The following is a 12906-nucleotide window of genomic DNA, read 5'->3' on the forward strand; positions in this document are numbered from 1 at the left end:
GCGATGTTGCAATCCGACGCATATCTTGCCCGTCTGGGCCTTGCCAAACCGGTGCCTCATACGCTCAAGGGACTGCAGACCCTGCAGGCCGCGCATCTGCACGCGATCCCTTTTGAAAATCTCGATCCGCTGTTGGGCATCGTACCCGATCTCGACCTCGGCGCCATTCAGACCAAAATGCTGAAACAGGGGCGCGGCGGCTATTGTTTCGAGCAAAACGCACTGTTTGGATGCGCCTTGCGCGAATGGGGTTTTGCCGCCGAACCGCTTTTGGCGCGCGTGCGCAACGGCGCGCCACATGGCGGCGCACGGTCACATCAGGCGTGGATCGTGGCCATTGAAAGCAAAGAATACCTCGCGGATGTTGGGTTTGGTGGCGCAGGTTCTATCGCACCGCTGCGCATAAGCACCGAGACGACACAGGACACCCCAAGCGGCGCATATCGCATCAGCCACGATGACACGACCAATGAAACAGTGCTCGACAAGATGTCTGGCACGGGTTGGTTTTCCTTGTTCAGCTTTGACAGGATCGAAGTTGCGCCGGTTGATTTTGAAGCTGCCAATCACCTGTGCGCAACATGGGACAAAGCACCGTTTCGCACAAACCTGATGATGGCGCGCCACTTGCCATCCGGACGGATCAGCCTGTTCAACCGCGCCTTTCGCGAGGCGGGACAAACGCGCATGATCGACACGCTCAAAGAATTCGAAACCATCCTGACCAACCGGTTCGGCCTGACCCTGCCCGCAGGCATGGCAACCGCAGCATGGCAGCGTATCAAGGATCAGCCGACCGGGCGCTAGTCCCGGGCGAAACGGGCAATCACAATCAGACGCGCGATCAGCATCAGCGCAAAGCACACCACAATGGCCACGGGTTCATCCATATGTGGCTCGACCAGCACAAAAACGCCTCCGCCAATCAGCGAAATTGTGGCGTATAAATCTTCCTTCAGCACCGACGGCGTGACATTGCACAGGATGTCCCGGATCATGCCGCCCACGGTTCCTGTGATGCAGCCAATGACCACCGCGATCAGCGGATGAGTCTGCATTTCCAGCGCAACCTCAATGCCCACCAAAGTGAACAACGCCAGCCCAACCGCATCAAATTGCATCAACAAACGCAATCGGCGTCCATTGCCCGAAGGCAACCGCGCCCCAATAACAAACGCCGCCACGGCGACAGGGATCGCGGTCAGCAAATAGGTCAGATCGTTGATCCAGAACACCGGCACGCGCCCCAACAACAGATCGCGTACCGTGCCGCCGCCAACAGCCGCCGCCACCGCAATCACAATCGCGCCAAACAGGTCGAGTTCATGCCGCACACCCTGAATTGCCGCGGACGCAGCCATCACGGCCGTGGCCGCCACAGTCAGAAAGAAGACGACATGGGCCAACGGATCAATCATGAGGCGCGGTCTGTTCCAACGGATCGTCAGGGTCGTAAAGCGCGCCAAGCTGTCCAAGGGAAACCGGCTTGAGCGGCGGGCGAATACGGTAATACCCGGTGTCGTCCGGGCTTTGTCCATGCGCATCGCTCAGCAAGTTCGAAACGGTTAGTCCGCAATAGCGACCCTGACACCGCCCCATGCCCGCACGGGTAAAAGCCTTGGCCTGATTGGGGCCCAGACATCCCTGCGCCGCAGCGGCGCGAATGTCGCCGGCGCTGACCTCTTCGCACCGGCACACGGTGACGTCGTCCTCAGGCAACATGGCGGCTGCATAAGGCGGATAGGCGCGATCCAGAAACGGGCGAATGCTAAGCTCAATATCGCGGTTGGCGATCAAAGGCTTCGCCTGCCGGTCACGATCCAGTAGCGTCAGACCACCCAGCGCCTGCGCAATCCCCATCCCTGCGATACGCCCCGACAGCTCGGCCGCAAGAGCACCGCCAATTCCGCCACCATCGCCTGCAATCCATAACCCGGCTTTATCTGTTTTGCCCCATTGATCCACTTGCGGGACAAAAGCCTGTTGACGCTTGTCCCAGTCGTGCGACACCCCAAGCGCATTGCTTGCTTGCACATTCGGGACAACGCCATGGTGCAACAACACCGTGTCACAGGCCAGCTCGTGAATTCGTCCGCCGCAAGTGAAATGCAACGCTTCAACCCGTCGACTGCCCAGCAACGCCAGCTTTATTGACCCGACATGACGCGGAATTCCCGCGTTGCGCAATTCGTTCAGCATGGCGGCTCCACGTTGTAAATACCGCCAGCCCCGCATCGCAGCGCGCCAATGCGTCAGCGCCGTGCGCATATCTCCTCGTGTCTGGGTCTCGACCAATGCTTTGGGCGGGCAGCCAGCCCGCAAAAGCTGTACCGCCACCAGATATAAAAGTGGCCCGGACCCAACCAACACTGCTTCACGGGCCGCAACACTTGACTGTTTCAGCATGATTTGCGCCGCACCTGCCGTCATCACGCCGGGTAAAGTCCAACCCGGGATCGGCATGGCACGCTCCAACGCTCCGGTCGCCAGCAGAACATGATCGGCCTGCACGTTCTGACTACCTTCGTCCGTCAGATAAGACACACTATTGTCCTGAACAGACCAAACACAGGCGTTAGGCACATATGTTATCCCCGGCGTGGACAATGCGCCCACCAAGGGCAAACCCTTGGAAAAATCTCGCCCCAGTATTTTGGGATACCGCTCGGCGGCGGTTTCAACATTGCGATAGATTTGCCCACCTGCAGACGGGTTTTCGTCCAGCAGCAAGACTTGCAATCCATGCGACGCGGCCTCTGCAGCGGCGGCCATCCCCGCCGGACCGGCTCCGACGACAACCAGATCAGCGCGCTGCATACGGCCCCTCCCGCATCTGGCGCGCGGGCTGAATATCCAGCCCTTCTTTGACCTGCATGAGACACGCCTGACTCGTTTCCCCGTCGACCTCGACAAGACAGTCAAAACAGGTACCCATCAAACAGAACGGCGCACGCCCCACGCCACGCGAAACAGTTTGGTTAAAAGCTTCGATACCCACCATCAACAACGCCACAGCAAGGTTCGCTCCGTCGGGCAAAAGATAATCCTGCCCGCCAAATTTCACTGACACTTTCGGCGCGTCAGGATTCAGGTCTTTAAATCGCGAATCTGGATTCACCAAACACCTCCAAATCTGGCACTTTACCAACACCGGTCAACCAATTCGGCAGACTGCGTGCATGCACGGCCGCCAATGTAATTCCGCTGTGACACGTTACCAGAAACGCGCCGGGGGCTTGTGTGCTTTCCTGATAGATCGGAAGCCCGTCCGGCGACATCACCCGCAAAGCCCCCCAACTGCGCAAAACTTTGGCATCCGCCAACGCCGGATAGGCCTTTACAGCCTCAGCTGCCAATTGTGTCATGCCTTTACGCGTCACGCCATCATCCAACCCAACCAGCTCATTGGTTGCACCGATCTGCACAGCACCATCTTCGGTTTGCCGTGCAATCAAAGACGGGCGTCGAATGATCTCTGGCAGCTTTTCAGTGATCAGAACTTGTCCTCGTTCGGGCGTCAACGGCGCCTGAAACCCCAGTTTGGGTCCCAGCTCTGCAGCGCCTAAACCAGCCGCAAGAATTACTTTCTCCGCATGCACGCCGGTTCCGTCGGCACAGGTCACTTCAAATCCGTCGCCCGCGACCACATCAGTCACGGTTTTTCCACCTGACACATGGCCCCCACGACGACGTACATCCGCGCTTAATGCCCGCAACAACCTGAGCGGATTGACGTGCCCATCCTGATGATGCAGCACAGCCCCGAAAACGCCATCGCCAATTGCAGGTTCTTGTGAACGCAACGCTTCGGGATCGAGAACCTCAAATGGATATTTACCGTTCAGGTTTCCTTTTATGTGTTCCAGATTTTCGACACAGTTCTGCAGGCTTTGTTCACTGAAATGCAGATCAAGCCCGCCGTCCTGAACCAGCGACAGTTCAATTCCGGATGCATCTTCCAACTCTTCGGCAAAATCGCCCCATAATGCAGCTGATTCCTGGCTCCACACGGCATAGCGCGGCTGGTTAAGCCCCTTACCCTGAACCCAAACCAACCCGAAATTCCCCCGGCTGGCGCGCAATCCGGTGTCGTCACCGTCCAGAACAACAACCTGGTGGCCAAACTTGAGCAGACCCCATGCCACAGAAAGGCCGACAACACCGCCTCCGATTATGGCAAAATCTGCTTCCATAAAAATCTCCCAAACGCGCTCAATAATTGCACGCTGTCAGTCTATTACCGGGGAAAGTCAGTGTATGCCAATCAACATTACACACTTACAAATTATTTGGGGGGCATTGTGCCCCCCGTTTGCCTGCCTGCCTGTCCCGATGGTCTTATGGTTTTCACTGCTGTTTTGTCTGAATTGGCGGAAAACCGAGATTGAATTGACTATAGGCGTGGCGATTCGAATCAGTCAATGGGGTGATTCGCAAAAACGAATCAATTTGCACGAATCGGACGAATCAGTTCGGTTTTGCGAGGTTTGTGTCTGAATTTGGCAGGAGCATTCCCAGATTTACGCGGAGATGAACCTCAAAGAGTTGATCAAGGACGCACTAACCGTTTTCTCGCAATACGGCGCCAGCCAAATACAATGACCCACAAATCAGCACCCGCGCATGTGGATCATCTGCATAAATTCCCTGTAATGCAGCCAATACCGTGTCTGACTCATTCGCGACCATGCCGACTGCGCGCGCTGCCGCAGCGGTTTTTTCTGCCGAAAGCGTGTTGACCTCGCCCGGAATAGACACCGCGGTCAGGCTGTCGGCCACTTGGGCCAAAGGCCTCAGATAACCGGAAATGTCCTTGGTGTTCAGCATGCCGCAAATCAAATGGGTTGGCCGCGTGGGCAGCCCCGCCAAGTGTGCGCCCAGCGCCTCACCGGCCGCCGCATTATGCCCGCCATCCAGCCACAACTCGGCCTCCGGCGCGGCCTCGACCAACGGACCGCTGCGCAATCGCTGCATGCGCGCAGGCCAGACCAAGTCGCGCATTGCCGCTTCACAAGCACTTTCATCCGCCCCCAGATACCGCAGCGCCGCCACGGCCGCCCCGGCATTGGACATCTGATGTGCCCCCGGCAACGCCGGTAACGGCAGGTCCAACAATCCGGTTTCATCCTGAAACACCAATCGGCCCCGTTCTTCGTAAACGTGCCACTGCTGGCCATACGCAATCAATGGCGCGCTCAGCGCGGCCGCGCGAGCCTCTATCACGTCCATGGCGGCGTCTTGTTGTGGGCCAACCACACACGGCACGCCCGGTTTCAGGATACCCGCCTTTTCAAACGCGATCTTTTCCAGCGTATCCCCCAGAAACTGCTCATGGTCGATCGAAACCGGTGTGATCACGGTTAACGCAGGCGCCTCTGGAACATTGGTCGCATCCAACCGACCGCCCAGACCGACTTCCAGCAATGTGAAATCTGCCGGGGTCCGGGCAAAAGCCAGCAAAGCCGCACATGTGGTGATCTCAAAATAGGTGATGTCCGCGCCGTCATTGGCCGCATAACACTCGTCCAGCACGTCGCTTAGATGTGTTTCACTGATCAAATCGCCTGCCAACCGAATGCGCTCGTGAAACCGCGCCAGATGTGGGCTGGTATAGGCATGTACCCGCTTGCCCATGCCCTCTAACCCTGCGCGGATCATGGCCTGCGTGGACCCCTTGCCATTAGTACCCGCCAGATGGATCACCGGTGGCAGCCGATCTTGCGGATCGTCCAGGGCATGCAACAACCGCCAGACCCGGTCCAGCGTCAGATCGATGATCTTGGGATGCAGCTCCATCATCCGATCCAGAATGACGTCCGATGTCGCTGTACTCATTTCCCGGCGGTCTTATCCGATTGCACCGCATCAGCAGCGCCAGACGCCTCGCCCGGCGCTTCAGCCTTATCCGCATCAGCATCTGGCGGTGGCAAATCTCCGGCCACAGCGGGCGGCAAGCCCAACAACATGCGCGTGATGGTGATCAACTCTCCGCGCATCTCGGTACGTTTGGTGACGCGGTCCAGCATGCCGTGATCCAGCAGATACTCCGCACGCTGAAACCCTTCGGGCAGCTTTTCGCGAATCGTCTGCTCGATCACCCGGGGTCCCGCAAAACAAATCAGCGCATTGGGTTCGGAAATCTGCACATCGCCCAACATCGCATAAGACGCGGTCACACCACCGGTTGTCGGGTGTGTCAGAACAACGATATAAGGCAGCCCGGCCTCTTTCAGCATTTGCACAGCCACAGTTGTGCGCGGCATCTGCATCAGGCTCAGAATGCCTTCCTGCATGCGTGCGCCACCAGCCGCAGAAAACACAATCAACGGACGTTTCAGCGCCACGGCACGCTGCGCAGCCGCAATGACCGCATTGCCCACATACATGCCCATGGATCCGCCCATGAACGAAAAGTCCTGACAGGCGGCAACGATGGGCGTGCGGCCCATTTCACCTTCGGCCACCAGCATGGCTTCCTGCTCGCCGGTCTTTTTCTGCGCTGCTTTCATTCGGTCGGGATATTTTTTCTGATCGCGGAACTGCAGCGGGTCGGCCAGCGCTTCGGGCACGGCCACTTCGGTGAACACGCCACCATCAAACAGCGCACCAAACCGGTCGCGTGGCGTGATCGCCATGTGATGATCACATTGCGTGCACACATTCAGATTGTTCGACAGCTCGCGATGAAACAGCATAGTGCCGCACTCATCGCACTTGGTCCAAAGATTATCCGGCACCTCGCGACGCGAGAAAATCGAGTTTATGCGCGGGCGGACATAGTTGGTGATCCAGTTCATGCGTTCTTTCGCCTTTCGGGTTCGCAACACGCCTGAAATAGGACGCCGCGCGAGAAAATGCAATCAGCGTCGCACCGCAATTCGCGCGGCCAGCCACGCACAGATCAAAATGGCACCCTCAAGCGGCATCAACTGCATCAATGCGTCGGTATCTTCGGGCGTAATCGGAAGCGTATAAAGCGCCAGACCATCCCAATGGCCGTGCATTGCGGTCAGGCCCATGGCAGAAAAATTGTTGACCACATGCAACGCAATCGCGGGGCCCAGCGTGCCGGATCGTGCGGTCAGATCGGCCGCAGCAAGCCCAAAAAGGCCAGACCAAAGCGCCAGCCAGATAGCCACATCGCCGTACACCGCCGGTTCATAATGCAGCGCCCCAAACAACAGGCTTGGCAGCCCCATCCAAATCCAGGGCGCGCGAAACCGCGCTGCAAGCTGGCTTTGCAGATAGCCACGAAACACCAGCTCTTCGGCGCCGCATTGCAGGATCAGCAAGGCCAGAGTGAGCGGAACCAGCGTCAACCAGCGCCCCAATGGCATCGCTTGCTCCGGTGCCAGCGCTGCGGGCATGGGGATCAGATAGATAACAACATAAAGCAACAGACAGGCCCGAAACACACGCCAACTCTGAACGGCAAACGCATGCATTGGGCCAACCAAACTGACCAGTGACCGGCGATGCACCACCTGCAGCGCAATCATCAGGGCAACAATCAGACAGGCGAAACTGCCCAGCAACAGCGCCATGCCACGTGCGGTGTTGCCAACAGCAATCTCAGTAAACAGCGCTGCCGCATCCGGCATGTCGCGCAAAAACCCATACCATATGACGTTCAGCGTAAAAAACGCGACCACAATCAGAACGACACCCAAACCCAACCGCCAGAGCGCGGCGCTGGCCCGTGCAGGGGCAATCAAATGATCATGAGGACGATAAACAGACATGCATGTGACCTAATCGGTTTGCTAAACCGGGGAAAGCGCTATTGACCTCCGCGATCCCTTTCGGTTCCCGCCTGAACCGGGCGCCCCCGTCTCTGTGGGCGGTGCATTTTCCACGCGCTGACAGACAAAATCCTTCACCCTCTTGCCGGATCCGCAAATGTACGTTTGTTTCATGGCAATCAATTGGGTAGATAATGTAAAAACCAACCGGGCTTTGTTTCTCGTTGGGAAACAATACAAGGCAATCAGGGGCAAAATGGCGCAAGGCAGCAAATTCCTTCAACGGTTCTACCAAAAAGGCGTGTCACGCTATTGGGCGCGTATTGCGCGAAATTCGAAATCTGCCGATCTGCCTGAATTGCGCGCGCAACGGCTTGGCGCCCGGACGTTGCGCCAACATCTGGACACGTTGATTTCAACGGCTGAAAGCCGGCTGGCTTTGCCGATGATTGGCTCTAACTCGTTTCCCAAACCGCATGGCACAGACTGGTCATGGCGACCTCAGCTCTGGCGCCAACCCATTCCGGACAAGGGGCGCGCTGCAGTTGAGAACAAGGAAAAGCTGGGCGAAGAGGTCACGCTGTTTCATGATTGCCGTATCTCGGAACTGACCTTGCGCCAGCTGCGCAACAATCGCCAACGTGATCTGGCGCCGTTTGGCTTGCGGATGGACGTTTTCCGTTTTGACGGGTCCTTCCTGTCGCTGGTTATCGATCTGCCGCCCGAGTCGGTTCAGGGCCTGAAGCGCAGCCATGTGATCCGGGTCGATACGATTGTGGAAATGGAAAAGCCGCTGGAAATCTTTGCCCGTCTCAATATTCGCCATGGCCCAAACACCGAACAGGTGGTGCGTGAACTGCCTCTCAAGGAAGAAGAGATTCGCGTCGAATTTGACCTCGCCTATTCTAACCTGAACGAAAAGCGGGTCGAACAGATGTGGCTGGACCTGATTTTTGAGGGTCCCGAAATGAATCAGGTCATTTTGCGAGATGTGACCTTTAGCCGTCGCCCACGCGCCGAATTCTGACATGGCCTTTTCTCTGGGAGCAGAACCATGAGCCAACTGACCCTGACCAAAACCCGCCTGTTTGAAGGCACATGGGAAGGGGCCCTGCGTTATGATGATGGCAGCGGCCCGGAACCGGTTTTGGATGTGACTTATGAAGAGCGCGCGGTTGCGAATGTGACGGTAACGCCGCACACCGACAGCGACGCATGGGTATTGCGTGTGCCGATCCCGGCCGAAAGCCTGAATGACGGCGTGCAGACCATTCTGATCACCGATCGCAGCTCGGGTGTGCGGCTGGACACCATCACCTTTATTTCCGGAGAAGCGCTGGCCGACGACATTCGCGCCGAGATCGATTTGTTGCGCGCCGAACTGGACATGCTGAAACGCGCCTTCCGGCGCCACTGCGTCGAAACCATGTAGCTTTTACCGGACCGGCGCGCTCCCGCCCCTTTTGAGGCCGCAGCAAGCTGCACCTCACAGGGTTGGGCATGGCTCAGCTGCGCTGAGCCTTTGGCGCGTACTTCACACGTAGGTACGCACCAAAACGCTTCAGGGCTCGGTTTAAGACAGCCCACGTGCTCCCCCTGACCGGGTGCGCAATTTTGTCTCAATGCGTCTCCAATGTGGCATACACCTCCATCTCGGCCTCAGGATCAAAATCACTGAGATCCATGACTGAAAAGAACACAGCGCAGACCGGAGACTCCATCTCTTTTTTGACCACATCCAAATAGTCGTCATGGCTTCGGAACTGAATGATATCGAGATAAGTGCCGTCGGGTTTGCGCACGAGCTCACGGCGCAAGACCCCGGCCTCATGCGCGACAAATTCCGTCTTAAACAGGGCCGAAGCGGCCAGCAGGTCTGCTTCAGTTTTACCTTTGGCCAATTTGATCGGGGCAAGAACAGTTACGGGTGACATTTTCTCTCCTTCAAACTTTGAGTGTCGCCGCCCTGCCTATTGCTTAATAAGACATTTTATGTCGTATTTCTTGAATGGCACGTGCAAATTCATTTGATCGGTTAAGACGGCTGGAACTATTGGCCGCGCATCTCAAGCAACAAGGTTTTTGCACGATCAAAGATCTTGCTGAAATGCACCGGGTGAGCGAACGAACAATTTCCCGAGACCTGCAATTGATGCGTGATCAAGGCTTGCCAATTGATGCCGATCGCGGCCGCGGAGGTGGTGTGCGTTTAGACCGCAATTGGGGTATCGGCCGCTTGAATCTCAGTTATGGCGAAGCAGTCGACCTCCTCATCAGCATCGCCGTTGCCGAGCAAATGAAATCACCGCACTTTCTGGCCAACCTGTCGTCCATAAGACGACAACTCATCGCCTCGTTTTCCGCGGAGAAACGCGCACGCATTGATCGTCTGAAATCCAGAATTCTGGTTGGCACCACCGCCTCGACTTTCGTGCAGGGAACCGTCGCGTCTGGTGATGAACGCACCATTCAGAAACTGCATCAAAGTTTTCTGGATCAGCACTCCATTATTGTCCGCTACAAAGACGAAAGTGGGAAAACCACGACACGGGAAATCGAGGCGCATTACCTTTTGCTAAACTATCCGGTTTGGTATGTGCTTGCCTTCGATCATCACCGTGGCGACGTCAGAACCTTTCGATGCGACCGGCTGCAAAGTATCGAAATGACAGACAACCGGTTTCAGGTATTGCCAAGAACACGAATTGATCGGTCTTTGGACGGGAACAATTCGTTGAAGTGAGAATTGGCGCTTCCGGATATGTCCTTGGCGTGAGACAGCATCTTATTGCGCGGCCACTTAATCAACGCGCCCCCGCCCCAATACTCCCACCCGGCTCTGTGGCCATGCCGCCGACTTATGAAAGGGTTGCGTATCTGTTGCCCCAGCGCCCTCGGGTTTAACGCGGCAAATCCGCACTTGGCCCACCGACGCATTACCGACAAAATACCGACGTCGCGCCGACGGGCCAAACCCCAGCAAAGCAAGGGCGTTAACCATGATTCGCACAACTCGGCGCAACGGCACTGCGCGCCGCCCCTGATCATGACGCCGCGTTCAAGGTGACAATGCCCACGCTTTGCGATTTCTTTGGGCCGACCTGAGGAGGCTTCTATGACTCAATTCCCGCACCTGTTGGCACCGCTTGATCTTGGCTTCACGACCCTGAAAAACCGTGTCCTGATGGGGTCGATGCACACCGGTCTAGAAGAGACCAGGGACTGGAACAGGGTGGCGGAATTTTATGCCGAACGCGCGCGCGGTGGCGTGGCCTTGATTGTCACCGGTGGCATGGCCCCATCCCGAGAAGGCGGCGTTTTTCCCGGCGCGGCAGGTCTGTTTTCGGATCAGGACATTGCCAATCACCGCGTGGTCACGGACCGCGTTCACGACGCAGGTGGCAAGATCGCCATGCAAATCCTGCACGCCGGACGCTATGCCTATGGTCCCGAATGCGTGTCTGCCTCTGCCGTGAAATCGCCAATCTCACCGTTTCCGCCTAGGGAACTGGACGAAGACGGCATCGAGAAGCAGATACAGGACTTTGTCACCGCCACCAAACGCGCCCGCGAGGCTGGCTATGACGGGGTCGAGATCATGGGGTCAGAAGGGTATTTCCTGAACCAGTTCCTTGTCACCCACACCAACAAACGCACCGACCGCTGGGGCGGGTCTTACGAAAACCGCATGCGCCTGCCGGTCGAAGTGGTGCGCCGCTGCCGCGAAGCCGCGGGGGATGACTTTATCATCATCTACCGACTGTCGATGATCGACCTGATCCCCAATGGATCGACCCACGAAGAGGTCGTGCAACTGGCGCGCGCCATCGAAGACGCAGGTGCCACCATCCTGAACACCGGCATCGGCTGGCACGAAGCGCGCATTCCCACCATCGCCACGTCTGTGCCGCGCCGCGCCTTTGCGTGGGTCACAAAAAAGCTGATGGGCAAGGTCGACATCCCGGTGATCACATCGAACCGGATCAACATGCCCGACGTCGCCGAAGACGTGCTGTCTGAGGGGTGCGCCGACATGGTGTCGATGGCGCGCCCGTTTCTGGCGGACGCAGATTTTGTCAACAAGGCCGCCGCCGGTCAGGCGGATCAGATCGCGCCTTGTATTGGCTGCAATCAGGCTTGTCTGGACCACACATTTGGCGGCAAGCTGACATCCTGCCTTGTCAATCCGCGCGCCTGCCACGAAACCGAGCTGGTCATTCCTGCGGCCGGCACAGTCAAATCGATCGCTGTTGTGGGGGCTGGACCCGCCGGGCTGGCCACGGCGCTAACGGCGGCCAACCGGGGCCACAAAGTATCACTGTTTGACCGGGCCGACAAAATCGGCGGGCAGCTGAACATCGCCAAACAGATCCCCGGCAAAGAAGAATTCTGGGGGCTGGTCGACTGGTATGACACCATGGTCAAAGCGTCTGACATAGATCTGCGGCTGGGCCAGACCGCCACACCACAGATGTTGTCAGGCTTTGACGAGGTGATCATCGCCACCGGCGTCATGCCGCGCGATCCGGGCATCCCCGGTCAGGACCGCCCCGAGGTTCTGAGCTATCTCGATGTGCTGCGCGACAAGAAACCCGTCGGGCAGCGTGTCGCGGTGATTGGCGCAGGTGGCATTGGCTTTGATGTCTCAGAGTTCCTTGTGCACCAAGGCCAAAGCCTGACCGAGAACCTGCCGGAATGGCTGGCTGAATGGGGCGTCGGCGACCCTGAAACCACACCCGGCGGGCTGGCGGCAAAAGGTCCGCAACCACACCCTGCCGCCCGACAAGTCACATTGCTGCAACGCAAGGCTAAGGCGCTTGGCAAAGGACTGGGCAAGACAACCGGTTGGATTCACCGCGCCGCGCTCAGAATGAAAGACGTGCAGATGCTGGGCGGCGTAAATTACGAAAAGATCGACGATCAGGGCCTGCATATCTCGTTTGGCGAGGCGCGCGAAAACCCTCAGGTGATCGAGGTGGACAATGTGGTGATCTGCGCCGGGCAACTGCCCAACCGCTCACTTGCAGACGCGCTTGAGGCGCAAGGCATCACACCCCACGTGATCGGTGGCGCGGATGTGGCAGCTGAACTGGACGCCAAACGCGCCATCGATCAGGGCACGCGGCTGGCCGCGTCTTTGTAAACGAAACGGGCTGACGACCCG

The 12906-nt window shown here is 57.7% G+C and carries 13 protein-coding genes; 5 read left to right on the forward strand and 8 right to left on the reverse strand.

All coding sequences use genetic code 11. From position 1 onward, the window contains the following. Positions 1–3 precede the first annotated feature (3 nt). Complete coding sequence (locus ABJI08_RS01320; RefSeq protein WP_348400024.1) at positions 4–807, forward strand: arylamine N-acetyltransferase; 804 nt, start codon at positions 4–6, stop codon at positions 805–807. Here ABJI08_RS01320 and ABJI08_RS01325 read toward each other — a convergent pair. From ABJI08_RS01325 to ABJI08_RS01355, 7 genes are all read right to left on the reverse strand, one after another. Further along, positions 804–1418 (reverse strand): TRIC cation channel family protein, encoded by a 615-nt coding sequence (locus ABJI08_RS01325; RefSeq protein WP_348400025.1) that lies wholly within the window; start codon positions 1416–1418, stop codon positions 804–806. The genes ABJI08_RS01320 and ABJI08_RS01325 overlap by 4 nt on opposite strands. Beyond that, positions 1411–2817, reverse strand: a complete 1407-nt coding sequence (locus ABJI08_RS01330) for an NAD(P)/FAD-dependent oxidoreductase (protein WP_348400026.1) — start codon at positions 2815–2817, stop codon at positions 1411–1413. Before ABJI08_RS01330 ends, ABJI08_RS01325 begins: the two co-directional genes overlap by 8 nt. Further along, entirely contained in the window at positions 2804–3070 is a 267-nt protein-coding gene (locus ABJI08_RS01335) for a 2Fe-2S iron-sulfur cluster-binding protein (RefSeq protein WP_348400027.1), read from the reverse strand. The genes ABJI08_RS01330 and ABJI08_RS01335 overlap by 14 nt, the downstream gene beginning before the upstream one ends. Positions 3071–3095: 25 nt before the next feature. After that, positions 3096–4193 carry an FAD-binding oxidoreductase gene (locus ABJI08_RS01340; protein ID WP_348400028.1) on the reverse strand — a complete coding sequence of 366 codons (1098 nt, stop codon included), beginning with the start codon at positions 4191–4193 and terminating at the stop codon, positions 3096–3098. A 367-nt stretch (positions 4194–4560) separates the two neighbouring features. Further along, positions 4561–5835, reverse strand: a complete 1275-nt coding sequence (locus tag ABJI08_RS01345; protein ID WP_348400029.1) for a folylpolyglutamate synthase/dihydrofolate synthase family protein — start codon at positions 5833–5835, stop codon at positions 4561–4563. Next, a complete protein-coding gene (gene accD / locus ABJI08_RS01350; RefSeq protein WP_348400030.1) occupies positions 5832–6797 on the reverse strand; it encodes an acetyl-CoA carboxylase, carboxyltransferase subunit beta in 966 nt (321 codons plus the stop codon). Before accD ends, ABJI08_RS01345 begins: the two co-directional genes overlap by 4 nt. A 63-nt stretch (positions 6798–6860) precedes the next feature. Beyond that, positions 6861–7742 (reverse strand): CPBP family intramembrane glutamic endopeptidase, encoded by an 882-nt coding sequence (locus tag ABJI08_RS01355; protein ID WP_348400031.1) that lies wholly within the window; start codon positions 7740–7742, stop codon positions 6861–6863. Positions 7743–7998: 256 nt separating this feature from the next. Between ABJI08_RS01355 and ABJI08_RS01360 the strand changes: the two genes are divergently transcribed. Further along, positions 7999–8769 (forward strand): DUF6478 family protein, encoded by a 771-nt coding sequence (locus tag ABJI08_RS01360; RefSeq protein ID WP_348400188.1) that lies wholly within the window; start codon positions 7999–8001, stop codon positions 8767–8769. A 27-nt stretch (positions 8770–8796) separates the two neighbouring features. After that, positions 8797–9174: a hypothetical protein gene (locus tag ABJI08_RS01365; RefSeq protein WP_348400032.1), complete on the forward strand. Its 378-nt coding sequence runs from the start codon at positions 8797–8799 to the stop codon at positions 9172–9174. A 187-nt stretch (positions 9175–9361) separates the two neighbouring features. Here ABJI08_RS01365 and ABJI08_RS01370 read toward each other — a convergent pair whose 3' ends face one another. Beyond that, complete coding sequence (locus tag ABJI08_RS01370; RefSeq protein ID WP_348400033.1) at positions 9362–9676, reverse strand: hypothetical protein; 315 nt, start codon at positions 9674–9676, stop codon at positions 9362–9364. 74 nt (positions 9677–9750) lie between these two features. Here ABJI08_RS01370 and ABJI08_RS01375 point away from each other — a divergent pair, with 74 nt between their 5' ends. Then, positions 9751–10485 carry a WYL domain-containing protein gene (locus ABJI08_RS01375; protein ID WP_348400034.1) on the forward strand — a complete coding sequence of 245 codons (735 nt, stop codon included), beginning with the start codon at positions 9751–9753 and terminating at the stop codon, positions 10483–10485. A gap of 372 nt (positions 10486–10857) precedes the next feature. Further along, positions 10858–12885, forward strand: coding sequence for an NADPH-dependent 2,4-dienoyl-CoA reductase (locus ABJI08_RS01380; protein ID WP_348400035.1), 2028 nt, complete (start codon positions 10858–10860; stop codon positions 12883–12885). Positions 12886–12906: the final 21 nt, after the last annotated feature.

Origin of the sequence: Shimia sp. (assembly GCF_039969785.1) — a bacterium.
In the GTDB taxonomy this organism is placed as follows: domain Bacteria; phylum Pseudomonadota; class Alphaproteobacteria; order Rhodobacterales; family Rhodobacteraceae; genus Shimia.